At 54.4% G+C, this 16,131-nt stretch carries 15 protein-coding genes, 1 tRNA gene and 2 pseudogenes; 17 read left to right on the top strand and 1 reads right to left on the bottom strand.

The genetic code is table 11. From position 1 onward, the window contains the following. Nucleotides 1-106 precede the first annotated feature (106 nt). From IKE44_RS09380 to IKE44_RS09350, 7 genes and pseudogenes are all read left to right on the top strand, one after another. Nucleotides 107-1,576 carry a tetratricopeptide repeat protein gene (locus IKE44_RS09380; RefSeq protein ID WP_287465719.1) on the top strand — a complete coding sequence of 490 codons (1,470 nt, stop codon included), beginning with the start codon at nucleotides 107-109 and terminating at the stop codon, nucleotides 1,574-1,576. Nucleotides 1,577-1,651: 75 nt separating this feature from the next. Continuing rightward, complete coding sequence (gene trxB / locus IKE44_RS09375) at nucleotides 1,652-2,608, top strand: thioredoxin-disulfide reductase (RefSeq protein ID WP_013146376.1); 957 nt, start codon at nucleotides 1,652-1,654, stop codon at nucleotides 2,606-2,608. A 331-nt stretch (nucleotides 2,609-2,939) separates the two neighbouring features. Next, nucleotides 2,940-3,416: an NUDIX hydrolase gene (locus IKE44_RS09370; protein WP_033015058.1), complete on the top strand. Its 477-nt coding sequence runs from the start codon at nucleotides 2,940-2,942 to the stop codon at nucleotides 3,414-3,416. Nucleotides 3,417-3,434: 18 nt separating this feature from the next. Next, nucleotides 3,435-4,330: pseudogene (rapZ, locus tag IKE44_RS09365) on the top strand (RNase adapter RapZ). Next, nucleotides 4,327-5,280: a gluconeogenesis factor YvcK family protein gene (locus IKE44_RS09360; RefSeq protein WP_049625143.1), complete on the top strand. Its 954-nt coding sequence runs from the start codon at nucleotides 4,327-4,329 to the stop codon at nucleotides 5,278-5,280. Before rapZ ends, IKE44_RS09360 begins: the two are co-directional and overlap by 4 nt. 137 nt (nucleotides 5,281-5,417) lie before the next feature. Next, nucleotides 5,418-6,380, top strand: a complete 963-nt coding sequence (gene whiA / locus IKE44_RS09355) for a DNA-binding protein WhiA (RefSeq protein WP_033015064.1) — start codon at nucleotides 5,418-5,420, stop codon at nucleotides 6,378-6,380. A gap of 14 nt (nucleotides 6,381-6,394) precedes the next feature. Next, nucleotides 6,395-6,652, top strand: a complete 258-nt coding sequence (locus IKE44_RS09350) for an HPr family phosphocarrier protein (protein ID WP_033015070.1) — start codon at nucleotides 6,395-6,397, stop codon at nucleotides 6,650-6,652. Between the two features lie 126 nt (nucleotides 6,653-6,778). On the opposite strand, the gene clpP is transcribed toward IKE44_RS09350, so the two are convergent. Further along, nucleotides 6,779-7,369, bottom strand: coding sequence for an ATP-dependent Clp endopeptidase proteolytic subunit ClpP (gene clpP / locus IKE44_RS09345; RefSeq protein ID WP_049625145.1), 591 nt, complete (start codon nucleotides 7,367-7,369; stop codon nucleotides 6,779-6,781). Nucleotides 7,370-7,684: 315 nt separating this feature from the next. Between clpP and IKE44_RS09340 the strand changes: the two genes are divergently transcribed. The 10 genes and pseudogenes from IKE44_RS09340 (at nucleotide 7,685) to eno (ending at nucleotide 15,666) form a co-directional block, all read left to right on the top strand. Continuing rightward, a tRNA-Arg gene (locus IKE44_RS09340) sits at nucleotides 7,685-7,756 on the top strand. A 118-nt stretch (nucleotides 7,757-7,874) separates the two neighbouring features. Next, nucleotides 7,875-7,931, top strand: a pseudogene (locus IKE44_RS13850) (hypothetical protein); the annotation flags it as partial. 28 nt (nucleotides 7,932-7,959) lie between these two features. Continuing rightward, nucleotides 7,960-8,208, top strand: a complete 249-nt coding sequence (locus IKE44_RS09330) for an RNA polymerase factor sigma-54 (RefSeq protein WP_230581333.1) — start codon at nucleotides 7,960-7,962, stop codon at nucleotides 8,206-8,208. A 29-nt stretch (nucleotides 8,209-8,237) separates the two neighbouring features. Then, on the top strand, nucleotides 8,238-8,483 hold the full coding sequence (locus tag IKE44_RS09325; protein WP_033015078.1) for a glutaredoxin family protein: 246 nt from the start codon (nucleotides 8,238-8,240) through the stop codon (nucleotides 8,481-8,483). Between the two features lie 122 nt (nucleotides 8,484-8,605). Continuing rightward, a complete protein-coding gene (locus tag IKE44_RS09320; RefSeq protein WP_033015080.1) occupies nucleotides 8,606-9,625 on the top strand; it encodes a sugar-binding transcriptional regulator in 1,020 nt (339 codons plus the stop codon). Between the two features lie 42 nt (nucleotides 9,626-9,667). Continuing rightward, the gene (gene gap, locus IKE44_RS09315; RefSeq protein WP_287465715.1) at nucleotides 9,668-10,675 is read left to right on the top strand and encodes a type I glyceraldehyde-3-phosphate dehydrogenase; all 1,008 of its coding nucleotides are present in this window, start codon (nucleotides 9,668-9,670) and stop codon (nucleotides 10,673-10,675) included. 121 nt (nucleotides 10,676-10,796) lie between these two features. After that, on the top strand, nucleotides 10,797-11,981 hold the full coding sequence (locus IKE44_RS09310; RefSeq protein ID WP_033015089.1) for a phosphoglycerate kinase: 1,185 nt from the start codon (nucleotides 10,797-10,799) through the stop codon (nucleotides 11,979-11,981). A 61-nt stretch (nucleotides 11,982-12,042) separates the two neighbouring features. Beyond that, on the top strand, nucleotides 12,043-12,804 hold the full coding sequence (gene tpiA, locus IKE44_RS09305; RefSeq protein WP_033015090.1) for a triose-phosphate isomerase: 762 nt from the start codon (nucleotides 12,043-12,045) through the stop codon (nucleotides 12,802-12,804). Continuing rightward, nucleotides 12,797-14,332 (top strand): 2,3-bisphosphoglycerate-independent phosphoglycerate mutase, encoded by a 1,536-nt coding sequence (gene gpmI, locus IKE44_RS09300; RefSeq protein ID WP_033015095.1) that lies wholly within the window; start codon nucleotides 12,797-12,799, stop codon nucleotides 14,330-14,332. The genes tpiA and gpmI overlap by 8 nt, the downstream gene beginning before the upstream one ends. Before the next feature lie 41 nt (nucleotides 14,333-14,373). Next, a complete protein-coding gene (gene eno, locus IKE44_RS09295) occupies nucleotides 14,374-15,666 on the top strand; it encodes a phosphopyruvate hydratase (protein WP_033015097.1) in 1,293 nt (430 codons plus the stop codon). Nucleotides 15,667-16,131 lie beyond the last annotated feature (465 nt).

Genomic DNA, 16,131 nt, shown 5'->3' with positions numbered 1-16,131 from the left:
GGCAATGGCGCTGCTGCCATGTTTTTGAGCTGAGTTTTGTTGTTTGTTTCAGCGGCCAATATGATATACTGTTGCTCGACGAATTTTACGGACAACGGAGGACAGAATGGGAAAACAACTGAAGCAGTCATCACGAAAAGCGACGATTGTGCCGTTTATCCTGAACGGAGAGTATTTTTTCAAAAAAGGAATGAAAGCATACGATTGGGGCGATTTGCATAAGGCGAGGAAGTATTTCGAGCGCGCTGTCCGTTTGGATGAGCGCGATGCGTCGTTTGCCCTGCAGCTGGCGCTAGTATTGTCCGAACTTGGTGAATACCAGTTTTCAAACCAATGGCTGTTCAAAATTATTCATGATCTCGATGAAACGATGGACGACTGTTTGTATTTTTTGGCGAACAATTTCGCCTGCCTCGGCTTGTTCCGCGAGGCTCGGCAATACGCTGAACAGTACTTGGCGAATGAGCCGGACGGGGAGTTTGCCGACGATGCCGCCGACTTGCTTGAGCTGCTTCGGCTCGATGGCTCAGAATGGACGGAAGAAGAGGAGCAACTGATGGTGCTGGAGGATCGGGCCCGCCGTTTGCTTGAGGAGGAGCGGTTTGCGGAAGCGATTGAGGCGCTCGAGGCGATTGTCGTCCGCTATCCGGACGTGTGGGCGGCGCACAACAACCTGGCGCTTGCTTATTTTTACAGCGGCGATGTCGACAAAGCGAAACAGAAAGTGCGTGAAGTGCTCAAACGCGATCCCGGCAATTTGCATGCGCTTTGCAATGCGCTCGTTTTCGCGTATTACTTGCATGATCAGGAGCAAGTCTCTTCCCTTTGCCGGACGCTCGCCGGGCTTTATCCGTTTTTCCATGAGCATCAATACAAGCTCGGGGCGACGTTCGCGCTTGTCGGGCGGTTCGATTTGGCGTTCCGCTGGCTGCACCGCCTGTACAAAAGCGGCTTTCGCGGCGACGGGCCGTTTTACTACTGGCTCGCCTGCACCGCCTACCATACGGGGCATGAATCGCTCGCTCGGAACATGTGGGAAGAGTTTCTCGTGTTTCATCCGGAAAAGCGCGGCGAGGAGCCGTGGGCTGTTCCGTCGTTCGACGAAGCGTTTGCCCGCATCATCCGCTGGATTGAGCAGGAAGGATTGGCTGACCAGTTGTACGGCTTATATTTGTTCAGCCGCTCGAAGCAAGCGGAGGAAACGGCCATGTCGCTGGCGATCTGCCGCTTGTTGCCGGCCGACCCGCGCTTGCGTCCATTCATCGACTCGTTTTTATTTGGCTTGACCGACGGCTCGTCCGCCCGGGCGGGGAACGTCGGCCGTATGGTCGATGCGCTTTCGGCAAATAATGAAGAAAAGGAAGCACTCTGCCGCTTTGCGTTTGCGATTGCCGTCCATCCGCTGGCCGATGGCGAACGGTTTGCGAACGGAGCGGCGTGGGCGGCGGCGATTGAATACATGTGGCGTCGTCAGCAAGGAGAGCGTGTGACGCAAAGAGAGATGGCGGCCAAATACGGCGTTTCGGCGTCGACGGTGCAAAAATACGTGCAAAAAGCGCGCCGTCTCTATACATGAGCAAATCAATAGACAGGGCGAATCGACTTTTATACGATGAAAATGGAATGATTCTCAAGCGAGGGAGTGGACGGTGTGGCAGACGAAAAAATTTACGATGTCATTATTGCCGGAGCCGGGCCGGCTGGGCTGACGGCGGCTGTCTATACATCGCGCGCCAATTTGTCGACGCTGATGATCGAGCGTGGCGTCCCGGGCGGGCAGATGGTCAACACTGAGGAAGTCGAGAACTATCCTGGCTTTGAAACGATTTTAGGCCCGGAATTGGCGACGAAAATGTTTGAGCATGCGAAAAAATTCGGCGCGGAGTACGCATACGGCGATGTGAAAGAAATCATCGATGGCGAGGCGTACAAAACGGTCATCGTCGGCGACAAAGAGTACAAGGCCCGCGCGGTCATCATCGCCACCGGAGCGGAATATAAAAAACTCGGCGTACCGGGTGAAGCGGAGCTCGGCGGCCGCGGCGTTTCGTACTGTGCGGTGTGCGACGGGGCGTTTTTCAAAGGGAAAGATTTGGTTGTCGTGGGCGGGGGCGACTCAGCGGTCGAAGAGGGCGTCTATTTGACGCGGTTTGCCAATAAAGTGACGATCGTTCACCGCCGCGACAAGCTGCGGGCGCAAAAAATTTTGCAAGACCGGGCGTTCGCCAATGAAAAAATTGATTTCATCTGGAACCATACGGTGAAACAAATCAACGAAAAGGACGGAAAAGTCGGCAGCGTGACGCTTGTGCATACGCAAACGGGCGAGGAGCGCGAATTTCCGTGCGACGGCGTTTTCATTTACATCGGGATGGTGCCGCTCTCGAAGCCGTTTGCCAATCTTGGCATCACGAATGAAAACGGCTATATCGTCACGAACGAAAAGATGGAGACGAAAGTGCCGGGCATTTTCGCCGCCGGTGATGTGCGGGAAAAAACGCTCCGGCAAATCGTGACGGCTACCGGCGACGGCAGCATCGCCGCGCAAAGCGCCCAGCATTACGTTGAGGAACTGAAAGAAAAGCTCCATAAGCAAGGGGTCAGCTGATCCGGTAACCAAATCGCAATCAAATCGTAATGGTTATTTAACCCAGATGTAACACGGGCGCAACACATTTGTCGTATGCTATAAGTAAGTAATTGACCCCCTTTTATATAGATCCTTTTTGGCGCGGGCGTTTGTCCGCGTCTCTTTTTTTGCCGGGCGCTTGCATCCTGCCGTTTCGCTTGAAACGGCGGGGATGGCGTCTTTCGGCTGGAAGCGGAATGTTGGGCCCCGAGGTTTTTGCAGACGGGAAGCGGACGGTTTCCAGCGGTTTGAAGGTGGAGCGGCCTAACTATTTATGGTAAAATAAAGATGATTATGTGCGTGTTTGCGGATGGTTGGGGTGAACGAATTGCAACGGGTGACAAACTGCGTATTATATAAAGACGGCCAAGTGCTGCTGTTGCAAAAGCCGAGGCGCGGCTGGTGGGTCGCTCCGGGCGGGAAAATGGAGCCCGGTGAGACGGTGCGCGAAGCATGCATTCGTGAATACCGGGAAGAGACGGGCATTTATTTGAAAAATCCAGAGCTGAAAGGCGTCTTTACGATCGTGATGAAAAACGGGAATGAAACGGTATCGGAGTGGATGATGTTTACGTTTTTCGCCGACGACTTCATCGGCGAAAACGTGCCGTCTTCCGAAGAAGGGACGCTCGCTTGGCATAAGGTTGAAGCGCTGTCCACGTTGCCGATGGCCCCAGGAGACTACCATATTTTAGAATACGCTGTCAAAGGCAAAGGGGTCATGTACGGAACGTTTGTATATACGGAGGAGTTTGAGTTGCTTTCATATCGTCTTGATCCAAGTTAGCGGAAGGGGAGCAGAAAAATGGGGAAACACGGGGCGCAGCAACCGATTCAACTCGTTATCATCACCGGCATGTCCGGGGCAGGCAAAACGGTGGCGATCCAAAGCTTTGAAGACCTCGGCTTTTTTTGTGTCGACAACTTGCCGCCGACGCTGTTGCCGAAGTTTTTGGAGCTTGTGAAAGAGTCCGGGAATAAAATGAATAAAGTCGCGCTCGTCATGGATTTGCGCAGCCGCGACTTTTCGACCACTTGTTTGCCGCGCTCGATGAGTTGGCCGGGCAGGCGTGGATTATGCCGCAAATTTTGTTTTTGGATGCGCAAGACTCGACGCTTGTGGCCCGCTATAAAGAAACGCGGCGGACGCATCCGCTCGCGCCGAATGAGCCGCCGCTTGAAGGCATCCGCCTGGAGCGGAAACTGCTTGAGGAGCTCAAAGGGCGGGCGCAAATCGTTTATGACACGACTGGGCTCAAGCCGCGCGAACTGCGGGAGAAAATCGTCCGCCAGTTTTCATCGCACGCCCAGTCCGGCTTTATGGTCAACGTTATGTCGTTTGGATTTAAATACGGCATCCCGATTGACGCTGACTTGGTGTTTGATGTCCGCTTTTTGCCGAACCCGCACTACATTGAGCATATGCGGCCGAAAACCGGGCTCGATGAGGAAGTGGCGTCATATGTGCTCAAATGGGGAGAAACGCAAAAGTTTTTGGAAAAGCTGATTGATTTGCTGGCGTTTATGCTGCCGTATTACCAGCGCGAAGGAAAAAGCCAGCTGGTGATCGCCATCGGCTGCACGGGCGGTCAGCATCGTTCCGTGGCGCTCGCTGAGCATATCGCCCGCCATTTTTCCGCCAATTATAAAACGGTTGTCTCGCACCGGGACATGGAGAGGAGAAAGGAAGCGCATCGATGAGAGACAAACGAGCAGCGAAGATCGTCGTCATCGGCGGCGGCACTGGGCTTCCCGTCCTGCTTCGGGGTCTGAAACAGCACGATCTTGACTTGACGGCTATCGTCACCGTCGCCGATGACGGGGGGAGTTCCGGGCGGCTCCGGGACGAACTGCACATCCCGCCGCCTGGGGATGTGCGCAACGTGCTCGCCGCGCTGTCTGATGTCGAACCGCTTATTGTTGAGCTGTTTCAACACCGTTTTCAAAACGGCAACGGCTTATCGGGACACTCGCTCGGCAATTTGATTTTGGCGGCGCTTACATCGATCACCGGCGATTTTGTGAAGGCGATCCGCGAAATGAGCAAAGTGTTGAACGTACGCGGCCAAGTGTTGCCGGCGGCGAACAAAAGCGTCGTGTTGCACGCGGAAATGGAAGATGGTACCATTATTTCGGGCGAGTCGAAAATTCCTGGCGCGGGGAAAAAAATTAAGAGGGTGTTTTTAACCCCGGAAGATATTGAACCGTTGCCGGAGACGACCGCCGCCATCCGCGGCGCCGACTTGATTGTCATCGGCCCGGGGAGTCTGTACACAAGCATTTTGCCGAACTTGCTCGTGCCGAAAATCGGGCAGGAAGTGTGCAAGGCGAAGGCGAAAAAAGTCTATATATGCAACATTATGACCCAGGCCGGCGAGACGCCGCACTATACGGTGAGCGACCATGTGAAGGCGCTTCATGACCATCTTGGCGTCCCGTTTTTGGATGCCGTCATCGTCAACAGCGGGGCGATTCCGGAATCCATCCGCCGCCGGTATGAAGAGGAGCGGGCCGAGCCGGTGCATGATGACAGCGGCACGCTCGGCGTGCAGGTGATCCGTGACGATATTGTTACGTACGATGATGGGGTCATTCGCCATAATACAGGGAAAGTCGCCGCCCTCCTTCTCGGGCTGCTTCCCCGCTGCTAGACGGCGGGCGCTGTGTGCCTGATCCGCATACGCATAGGCCAAGGAGACGGGGCGCGAGGGGCGGCGGCCGCATGGCCGCGCCGAGAGTTGGGCACCTCCAACCGGCCGGTACGGGAGCGAATGGAGGTGGAACGATCATGTCTTTTGCGTCCGAAACGAAGAAGGAGCTGACGAATTTAGAGGTCAAGCGCTGCTGCTTGCGGGCCGAGCTGTCGGCGCTGTTGCGCATGAACGGCTCACTGTCGTTTTCCGGCGGGCGGATGGCGGTCGATGTCCAAACGGAAAATGCGGCGATCGCCCGGCGCATTTATACGCTGTTGAAAAAAGGGTATGACGTCGCGGTTGAGCTGTTTGTCCGCAAAAAAATGCGTTTAAAGAAAAATAACGTGTATATCGTCCGCATTACCGACGGCGCCGCCCCGCTGCTCCGTGATCTTTGCATTTGGAACGGCGATTTTTCGTTCATTCATGACATCGATCCGGAACTTGTCAAGAAAAAATGCTGTAAGCGCTCGTATTTGCGTGGTGCGTTTTTGGCCGGCGGCTCGGTCAACAATCCGGAGACGTCCTCGTATCACTTGGAGATTTTTTCTTTGTACGAGGATCATAACCGCTCTTTATGTGAACTGATGAACAGCCACTTTTTTTTAAATGCGAAAATGTTGGAACGGAAAAAGGGGTTTATTACGTATTTAAAAGAGGCAGAGAAAATTGCCGAGTTTTTGAACATCATCGGCGCTCACCAGGCGCTGCTCCGCTTTGAAGACATCCGCATCGTCCGCGATATGCGCAACTCGGTCAACCGGCTTGTCAATTGCGAGACGGCCAATTTGAACAAAACGATCGGCGCTGCGCTTCGCCAGGTGGAAAACATCCGCTACATCGACGAGACGATCGGCCTCGACGCCTTGCCAGCGAAGCTGCGGGAAATCGCGAAGCTTCGCATCGAGCATCAAGACGTGACGCTGAAAGAGCTTGGCGAGATGGTCGCCGGCGGCAAAATCAGCAAATCCGGCATCAACCACCGGCTACGCAAAATTGATGAGATCGCGGAGCGGCTGCGGGCTGGAAAGCCGATCGATTTCCATAAATCGCTGTAAAGGGGAGATGGAGAATGGTGGAAAAACAAGTGAAAGTAAAATTAGAAACCGGGCTGCAGGCGCGCCCGGCGGCGTTGTTTGTCCAAGAAGCGAACCGTTTTTCCGCTGATGTATTTTTGGAAAAAGATGGAAAACAGGTGAACGCGAAAAGCATTATGGGCTTGATGAGCCTCGCCATCGGCCATGGAGCGGTGATCACGCTCATTGCCGACGGTCCGGATGAGCAAGAAGCGATCGAAAAGCTCGCCGCCTATGTGCAAAAGGAAAAGTAAAGCAGCGTGTGGGGCTGGCGGGGAAAGGAATGGAAAAGGCTGCTCCGTTTTTGTCGGAAGCAGCCTTTTTTCGTCAATGTCGGTGCAGGCGCAGCTCTATAGCGGTTCTACCAACGTGTGCATGCCTTATTTTTCATCAGCGCGCGTCAGCACCCGGTCGATAATGCCGTATTCCATCGCTTTTTGCGCTGTCATGAAGTTGTCGCGGTCCGTATCGCGTTCGATCACTTCGATCGGCTGGCCGGTGTTTTCCGCCAAAATGCGGTTCAATTTGTCGCGCAAGAACAAAATGCGCTTCGCTGCGATTTCGATTTCCGTCGCCTGCCCTTGGGCGCCGCCGAGCGGTTGGTGGATCATGATTTCACTGTTTGGCAAGGCGAACCGTTTCCCTTTCGCACCGGCGGCAAGCAAAAACGCCCCCATGGAAGCGGCCATGCCGATGCAAATTGTCGATACGTCCGGTTTGATGAACTGCATCGTGTCGTAAATCGCCAGGCCAGCTGTGATCGAGCCGCCCGGGCTGTTGATGTACAAGGAAATATCTTTGTCCGGGTCTTCCGCCGCCAAAAACAACAGCTGCGACACGATCGAGTTGGCCACTTGGTCGTCGATCGGGCTGCCAAGGAACACGATTCGGTCTTTCAATAAGCGCGAATAAATGTCGTACGCCCGCTCCCCGCGGTTCGTCTGTTCGATGACAGTCGGAATCAAATACATCCCAAAACGCCTCCTTTTCCATCCTAATGGATCAATATGTACGCCTTCATCATACACGAATGGTCAATGAAGGTCAAACAAAACGACCTTCCCCATTCTTTATAACATATTCGCGGCTAGCGGGAACATCCCTCTTTTCATCATAACCGCTTTTTTATTTTTTTAACCAGTTGCCTGTGGCGGTGGCATTGATGTGGAAGGAACAAAGGCCTGATTTTTCCTGTTTTTTTATTGCATTTTCCCCTTGCATTTTTGCACGATCCTGCTATAATAGAACATGCAACGGAACGAAATAGAGAAATCATGAACTTCCATGCCCTCGTAGTGTAGTGGATAGCACGAGAGATTCCGGTTCTCTTAGCGTGGGTTCGAATCCTGCCGAGGGCGTTCCAACGATCTGACAAGTTCGGATTGAGATTCCCAACCCCCTTGATACGACCGCGTTTGCGGTCGTTTTTCATTGCTTGCCGAGCTGGCGGCGCGGTTTTCCGCATCGGAACAAGAGATGGAACGGGGGCTGCGCCTTGTGCAGTCGCTCGACCCGCCGGGAGTCGGCGCCCGCGATTTGGCGGAATGCCTCTTGCTGCAGCTTGAACGTCTTCCTGAGCGCGACGAGCTGGCGGAAACGATCGAGGTGGCTTTCCTCCGCTCAAGTGAAAGCGATCATCCAAGAGCTGATCGCGGCGGAAGACCGACAGACGCCGCTTTCTGGCCAACAGCTTGCTGATTTGCTTCATGGCCGATACGGCATCGCCATTTCGCTCCGCACGGTCGCCAAATACCGCGAGCAGCTGCGCATTCCTTCTTCGGCGAAACGAAAGCAATACACCGGAGCTTGATGCGACCGGTGAAAGAAAGGAAGAACGCGATGCACATCCGGTTGTACACGAAGACGAACTGTCCGCTTTGCGACAAAGCGAAAGCGGTTTTGACGGAGCTGCAGGCAGACTATCGGTTTACGATGGAAGAGATCGATATTTATGAAGACGACGCGCTTCTCGAGAAATATCAGTTGATGATTCCGGTCGTCGAGCTTGACGGGGAAGAAATCGGGTATGGGATGATTGAAAAAGAAACGGTGAGAAAACGGTTGCGGCGGGCAAAAAATAGTTGAACTGCTATCGTCCTCCTGCTATAATGAAAATAGCGCGGGAGGAATTTTTTATCGATTGGCGGGACATAATATGTCATACCGGGACAAAAAACGTCCCTATGTTCTGCTAAGGGAAAGGATCGATGCAACCGTTAGTAGAGGCATTAAAAAAATTATCGCCCGACTTGCTTGACGTTATGCAAAAACGATATCAAATTTTGTACTCTATTTCGCTTATGGCGCCGATCGGGCGGCGGGCGCTGGCGGCGAGCCTCGGCATGAGCGAGCGGGTTCTCCGGTCGGAAACAGAATTTTTGAAAGGACAAAACTTGCTTTCCACCGATGTGTCGGGCATGCGGTTGACGGAGGAAGGCCAGGCGCTCCTTCATACGCTCAATGATTTGATGCGGGAAGCGCTCGGACTCAAAGAGCTGGAAGCCGCGCTGCAGGAACAGCTCGGCATTCCGCGGGTGATTGTCGTTGCCGGGGATAGCGACCGTTCCCCTTGGGTAAAAAAAGAAATGGGTAGAGCGTGTGTCGCCTGCATGAAGGAGCTGCTTGAGCCCGGGGACATCGTCGCCGTGGCCGGCGGAACGACGATGGCGGCGGTCGCGGAGATGATGACGCCGGATTCGAAGCTTCGTGATGTGTTGTTCGTGCCGGCGCGCGGCGGCCTTGGCGAAGATGTCGAGAATCAGGCGAACACGATTTGTGCGAAAATGGCGGAAAAAGCGATGGGCCGCTATCGGTTGCTGCACGTGCCTGACCAGCTGAGCGATGAAGCGTACGCGTCGCTTGTCGAAGAGCCGGCGGTGAAAGAAGTGCTTGAGCTCATCCAATCATGCCGCATGGTCGTCCATGGCATCGGTGAAGCGGTGACGATGGCCAAGCGGCGGAAGACGCCGCCTGTAGAGATGGAGAACATCATCGCCCGCCATGCGGCCGCCGAGGCGTTCGGCTACTATTTCAACGAGTACGGCGACGTCGTCCATAAAGTGAAAACAGTCGGCATTCAACTTGAACACCTCCCGCATGTCGAGCATGTCATCGCCGTCGCCGGAGGGGCGTCGAAGGCGAAAGCCATTCGCGCGTACATGAAACGGGCGCCGCACTCGATATTGGTGACGGACGAAGGAGCCGCAAAAGCGTTCGTAGGGGAGTAATCTCCCTTGCTGATACAATCCAATCGCAAGGAGGAAAATAAGATGGCAGTCGAAGTGGGAATCAACGGATTTGGCCGCATCGGACGCAACGTCTTCCGCGCGGCATTGAAAAACCCGGACATTGAAGTGGTGGCGGTGAACGATTTAACCGATGCGAATACGCTTGCTCATTTGTTGAAGTACGACTCTGTCCATGGCCGTTTGGATGCCGAAGTGTCAGTGAACGGCAACAACTTGGTCGTCAACGGCAAAGAAATCATCGTCAAGGCGGAACGCGATCCGGAGAACTTGGCGTGGGGCGAGATCGGCGTTGACATCGTCGTTGAGTCGACCGGCCGCTTCACGAAACGCGAAGACGCCGCCAAACATTTGGAAGCGGGTGCGAAAAAAGTGATCATTTCCGCCCCGGCGAAAAACGAAGACATTACGATCGTCATGGGCGTCAACCAAGACAAATACGATCCGAAAGCCCATCATGTCATCTCGAACGCGTCGTGCACGACGAACTGCTTGGCGCCGTTTGCCAAAGTGCTGCATGAACAATTCGGCATCGTCCGCGGCATGATGACGACCGTTCACTCGTACACAAACGACCAACGAATTTTGGACTTGCCGCATAAAGATTTGCGCCGGGCTCGCGCCGCGGCCGAATCGATCATTCCGACGACGACCGGGGCGGCGAAAGCGGTCGCGCTCGTTTTGCCGGAATTGAAAGGAAAGTTGAACGGCATGGCGATGCGCGTGCCGACGCCGAACGTATCCGTTGTCGACTTGGTGGCGGAATTGGAAAAAGAAGTGACGGTCGAAGAAGTGAATGCCGCGTTGAAAGCAGCAGCTGAAGGCGAGCTGAAAGGCATTTTGGCCTACAGCGAAGAACCGCTCGTGTCGCGCGACTACAATGGCAGCACCGTTTCGTCGACGATCGACGCGTTGTCGACAATGGTCATTGATGGCAAAATGGTGAAAGTCGTTTCGTGGTATGACAACGAAACGGGCTATTCGCACCGCGTCGTCGACTTGGCTGCCTACATCGCCTCGAAAGGGCTGTAAAACCAGCTTGGCGCTGAGTTTTCCGCCTGTTCAAGTCTATAATAGGAAAATGGAGGGGAGCGGGGAAATGATCCCCACTCCTTTTCCTTGTCCAAACTGTAGCCAAAAGGGGGCACGAACGATGAACAAGAAGACGATCCGCGACGTTGATGTGAGGGGAAAGCGCGTCTTTTGCCGCGTCGATTTCAACGTTCCGATGGAGCAAGGCGCTATCACCGATGACACGCGCATTCGCGCCGCACTCCCGACGATCCGCTATTTGATCGAGCACGGGGCGAAAGTCATTTTGGCGAGCCACCTCGGCCGCCCGAAAGGAAAAGTGGTCGAAGAATTGCGTTTGGATGCCGTTGCGAAGCGGCTCGGCGAGCTGCTTGAACGGCCGGTCGCCAAAACGAATGAAGCGGTCGGCGATGAGGTGAAAGCGGCGGTCGACCGTTTGAACGAAGGCGATGTGCTCTTGCTTGAGAACGTCCGTTTTTACCCTGGCGAAGAGAAAAATGATCCCGAGCTCGCCAAAGCGTTTGCGGAGCTTGCGGATCTATATGTCAACGATGCGTTCGGCGCCGCCCATCGCGCTCATGCGTCGACGGAAGGCATCGCCCATTACTTGCCGGCGGTGGCCGGATTTTTGATGGAAAAAGAACTTGAAGTGCTTGGCAAGGCGCTTTCGAATCCGGACCGCCCGTTTACAGCGATCATCGGCGGGGCGAAAGTGAAAGACAAAATCGGCGTCATCGACAATTTGCTTGAAAAAGTCGACAACTTGATCATCGGCGGCGGACTGGCGTATACGTTCGTCAAAGCGCTCGGCCATGACGTCGGCAAGTCGCTGCTTGAGGAGGACAAAATCGAACTCGCCAAATCGTTTATGGAAAAGGCGAAAGAAAAAGGCGTCCGTTTTTATATGCCGGTGGACGTGGTCGTCGCCGACCGGTTTGCGAACGACGCCAACACGAAAGTCGTGCCGATTGACGCGATTCCAGCCGATTGGTCGGCGCTTGACATCGGCCCGAAAACGCGCGAATTGTACCGCGATGTCATTCGCGAGTCGAAGCTCGTTGTCTGGAACGGCCCGATGGGCGTCTTTGAAATGGACGCGTTCGCCCACGGGACAAAAGCGATCGCCGAAGCACTGGCGGAAGCGCTCGACACCTATTCGGTCATCGGCGGCGGGGATTCGGCGGCGGCGGTTGAGAAATTCGGCTTGGCCGACAAAATGGATCATATCTCCACCGGTGGCGGCGCTTCGCTCGAGTTTATGGAAGGAAAACAGCTGCCGGGTGTCGTCGCACTCGAAGACAAATGACCCACGGCGCCGGATTTGGCGCATGGCGGCTGACTCCGCCCATTGAAAGGAAGGGTGAACGATGAGAAAACCGATCATTGCAGGCAACTGGAAAATGCATAAAACATTAGCGGAAGCGGTTCAATTTGTCGAGGACGTAAAAGGGCACGTGCCGCCGGCCGACGAAGTCGATTCCGTCGTTTGCGCGCCGTTTCTCTTTTTGGATCGGTTGGTGCAAGCGGCAGACGGCACGGATTTAAAAATCGGGGCGCAAACGATGCACTTTGCCGATCAAGGGGCGTACACAGGCGAAGTGAGCCCGGTCATGCTGAAAGACCTCGGCGTCACGTACGTCATCCTCGGCCATTCGGAGCGCCGGCAAATGTTCGCCGAAACAGATGAGACCGTGAACAAAAAAGTGTTGGCCGCCTTCACCCGCGGGCTTATACCGATTATTTGCTGCGGTGAATCGCTTGAGGAGCGGGAAGCGGGGCAGACGAACGCGGTTGTCGCCTCGCAAGTGGAAAAAGCGCTCGCCGGCTTGACGCCGGAACAAGTGAAGCAAGCGGTCATCGCTTACGAGCCGATTTGGGCGATCGGGACGGGCAAATCATCAACACCGGAAGACGCCAACAGCGTCTGCGGCCATATCCGTTCGGTTGTTTCGCGCCTGTTTGGCCCGGAGGCGGCGGAAGCGATCCGCATTCAATACGGCGGCAGCGTCAAACCAGACAACATCCGCGACTTCTTGGCGCAACAACAGATCGACGGCGCCTTAGTCGGCGGGGCGAGCCTCGAGCCGGCTTCATTCTTGCAATTGGTGGAGGCGGGGCGTCATGAGTAAAAAACCGGTTGCGCTCATCATTTTAGACGGATTTGCGCTGCGCGACGAAACGTACGGCAATGCGGTCGCTCAGGCGAACAAACCGAACTTTGACCGCTATTGGAACGAATACCCGCACACAACGCTCAAGGCGTGCGGCGAGGCGGTCGGGCTTCCGGAAGGGCAGATGGGCAACTCGGAAGTCGGCCATCTCAACATCGGCGCCGGGCGCATTGTGTACCAAAGCTTAACGCGAATCAACATTGCCATTCGCGAAGGCGAGTTTGACCGAAATGAAACGTTTTTGGCGGCGATGAACCATGTGAAACAACACGGGACAAGTTTGCATTTGTTCGGCTTGCTTTCCGACGGCGGGGTGCACAGCCATATTCACCATTTGTACGCCCTCTTGCGCTTGGCGGCGAAAGAAGGCGTGAAGCGCGTGTACATCCACGGCTTTTTGGACGGCCGCGACGTCGGCCCACAAACAGCGCCGCAATACATTAAAGAACTGCAGGAAAAAATCAAGGAATATGGCGTCGGCGAAATCGCGACGTTATCGGGCCGCTACTACTCGATGGACCGCGACAAGCGGTGGGACCGCGTCGAAAAGGCGTATCGGGCGATGGTGTACGGGGAAGGGCCGACGTACCGCGATCCGCTCGAGTGCATCGAGGACTCGTACAAACACGGCATTTACGACGAATTCGTCCTGCCGTCGGTCATCGTCCGCGAAGACGGCCGGCCGGTGGCGACGATTCAAGACAATGACGCGATTATCTTCTATAATTTCCGCCCTGACCGGGCGATCCAAATTTCAAACACGTTTACGAACGAAGATTTCCGCGAGTTTGACCGCGGCCCGAAACATCCGAAGCATTTGTTCTTTGTCTGCTTGACCCATTTCAGCGAAACGGTGAAAGGGTACGTGGCGTTCAAGCCGACGAACTTGGACAACACGATCGGGGAAGTGCTGTCGCAGCACGGACTGCGCCAGCTGCGCATCGCCGAGACCGAAAAATATCCGCACGTGACGTTTTTTATGAGCGGCGGCCGCGAAGAGAAATTTCCAGGCGAAGACCGGATTTTGATCAACTCGCCGAAAGTGCCGACGTATGACTTGAAGCCGGAAATGAGCGCCTATGAAGTGACCGATGCGCTGCTCAAGGAAATTGAAGCCGATAAGTACGATGCGATCATTTTGAACTACGCCAACCCGGATATGGTCGGCCATTCGGGCAAGCTCGAACCGACGATCAAGGCGGTGGAGGCAGTGGACGAATGCCTCGGCAAAGTCGTCGATGCCATTTTGGCCAAAGGCGGCATCGCCATCATCACCGCCGACCACGGCAACGCCGATGAAGTATTGACGCCGGACGGCAAGCCGCAAACGGCTCATACGACGAATCCGGTGCCGGTCATCGTGACGAAAAAAGGCATCAAGCTTAGAGACGGCGGCATCTTAGGCGATTTGGCGCCGACGATGCTCGATTTGCTCGGCTTGCCGCAGCCGAAAGAAATGACGGGGAAATCGTTGATTGTCAAATAATGATGATCTTGAGAAAACGATACGAAAAGGAGTGTGTTCCCATGTCTGCCATTATCGATGTCTACGCTCGCGAAGTGCTCGATTCGCGCGGCAACCCAACCGTAGAAGTGGAAGTGTATACAGAAGAAGGCGGTTTCGGCCGCGCCCTGGTGCCAAGCGGCGCCTCGACTGGGGAATATGAAGCAGTCGAACTGCGCGATGGCGACAAAAACCGCTACCTCGGCAAAGGGGTGTTAAAAGCGGTCGAAAACGTCAACGAAATCATCGCGCCGGAAATCATCGGCCTTGAAGTGACCGACCAAGTGGCGATCGACCGCGCGTTGATTGAGCTTGACGGCACGGAAAACAAAAGCAAACTTGGCGCCAACGCCATTTTGGGCGTTTCGCTTGCCGTGGCCCGCGCGGCGGCGGACGAGCTTGGTTTGCCGCTGTACCACTACTTAGGCGGCTTTAACGCCAAAACGCTGCCGGTGCCGATGATGAACATTTTAAACGGCGGCGCGCATGCGGACAACAACGTCGACATTCAAGAATTTATGATCATGCCAGTCGGGGCGGAAAGCTTCCGCGAAGCGTTGCGCATGGGGGCGGAAATTTTCCACAGCTTAAAAGCGGTGCTGAAATCGAAAGGCTACAACACCGCGGTCGGCGATGAAGGCGGCTTCGCCCCGAACTTGAAATCGAACGAAGAAGCGCTGCAAACGATCATCGAAGCGATCGAAAAAGCCGGCTACAAACCGGGCGAACAAGTGATGCTCGCCATGGACGTTGCTTCATCCGAGCTGTACAACAAAGAAGACGGCAAATATCATCTTGAAGGCGAAGGCGTTGTGAAAACGTCGGAAGAAATGGTCGCTTGGTATGAAGAGCTTGTATCGAAATATCCGATCATCTCGATCGAAGACGGGCTCGATGAAAACGACTGGGAAGGCCATAAACTGTTGACCGAGCGACTCGGCAAAAAAGTGCAGCTTGTCGGTGACGACTTGTTCGTCACGAACACGAAAAAACTGGCCGAAGGCATTGAAAAAGGCGTCGGCAACTCGATTTTGATCAAAGTGAACCAAATCGGCACGCTCACCGAAACGTTTGACGCCATCGAAATGGCGAAACGCGCCGGCTACACGGCTGTCGTCTCGCACCGCTCCGGCGAAACGGAAGACAGCACGATCGCCGACATCGCCGTCGCCACCAACGCCGGCCAAATCAAAACAGGCGCGCCGTCGCGCACCGACCGCGTCGCGAAATACAACCAGCTGCTCCGCATTGAGGATGAACTCGGCCATACGGCTATTTACCAAGGCATTCGTTCGTTTTACAATTTGAAAAAATAACCGATAACAGAATCATTACAGGCACCTTTCGGCTGTTTGCCAAGAAAGGTGCCTTTTTTTGCGGCGGGCGAGGATAGCAAAGGGTCGCGTCAAAAGCGCGTTATGAAGACTCCATATAGACCATCCCCTTGAGTATCGGAGGGATGTTCAAGGATGGAGTCGCCCTTGACCAACACCCGACAAAGGTGGGAAAGAATCGTCAAGGGCGGTGGAGACAAAAAGAAGGCAATCGTTTTCCCATATTACACCCATTACATACACAGTGATTGAATATTGGGTCTTAGGGATTTCAAACAAATCGGCGAATCATTTGGGCAACAAGCTTGTCACTTCTTTGTTCTGGTAAAGTTCTTTTTCATCTTCCGTACAACAATCAATACACTTAACTATTTTGAGAAGATCAATTTTGATTTGATTATATTTTTTAATTTTCTTGCAAATATTTCCCATGATTTCACTCTCATA

This window comes from Geobacillus sp. (genome assembly GCF_017515625.1).
In the GTDB taxonomy this organism is placed as follows: Bacteria; Bacillota; Bacilli; order Bacillales; family Anoxybacillaceae; genus Geobacillus; species Geobacillus stearothermophilus.
Note: the sequence above shows the minus strand (reverse complement) of the source record. Positions and strands in the feature narration are given on the sequence as shown.

Coding starts and splice junctions, on each gene's coding strand:
- IKE44_RS09380 (WP_287465719.1), top strand. CDS start 107: ATGGGAAAACAACTGAAGCAGTCATCACGAAAAGCGACGATTGTGCCG.
- IKE44_RS09370 (WP_033015058.1), top strand. CDS start 2,940: ATGGTTGGGGTGAACGAATTGCAACGGGTGACAAACTGCGTATTATAT.
- IKE44_RS09360 (WP_049625143.1), top strand. CDS start 4,327: ATGAGAGACAAACGAGCAGCGAAGATCGTCGTCATCGGCGGCGGCACT.
- whiA (WP_033015064.1), top strand. CDS start 5,418: ATGTCTTTTGCGTCCGAAACGAAGAAGGAGCTGACGAATTTAGAGGTC.
- IKE44_RS09350 (WP_033015070.1), top strand. CDS start 6,395: ATGGTGGAAAAACAAGTGAAAGTAAAATTAGAAACCGGGCTGCAGGCG.
- clpP (WP_049625145.1), bottom strand. CDS start 7,369: ATGTATTTGATTCCGACTGTCATCGAACAGACGAACCGCGGGGAGCGG.
- IKE44_RS09325 (WP_033015078.1), top strand. CDS start 8,238: ATGCACATCCGGTTGTACACGAAGACGAACTGTCCGCTTTGCGACAAA.
- IKE44_RS09320 (WP_033015080.1), top strand. CDS start 8,606: ATGCAACCGTTAGTAGAGGCATTAAAAAAATTATCGCCCGACTTGCTT.
- gap (WP_287465715.1), top strand. CDS start 9,668: ATGGCAGTCGAAGTGGGAATCAACGGATTTGGCCGCATCGGACGCAAC.
- IKE44_RS09310 (WP_033015089.1), top strand. CDS start 10,797: ATGAACAAGAAGACGATCCGCGACGTTGATGTGAGGGGAAAGCGCGTC.
- tpiA (WP_033015090.1), top strand. CDS start 12,043: ATGAGAAAACCGATCATTGCAGGCAACTGGAAAATGCATAAAACATTA.
- gpmI (WP_033015095.1), top strand. CDS start 12,797: ATGAGTAAAAAACCGGTTGCGCTCATCATTTTAGACGGATTTGCGCTG.
- eno (WP_033015097.1), top strand. CDS start 14,374: ATGTCTGCCATTATCGATGTCTACGCTCGCGAAGTGCTCGATTCGCGC.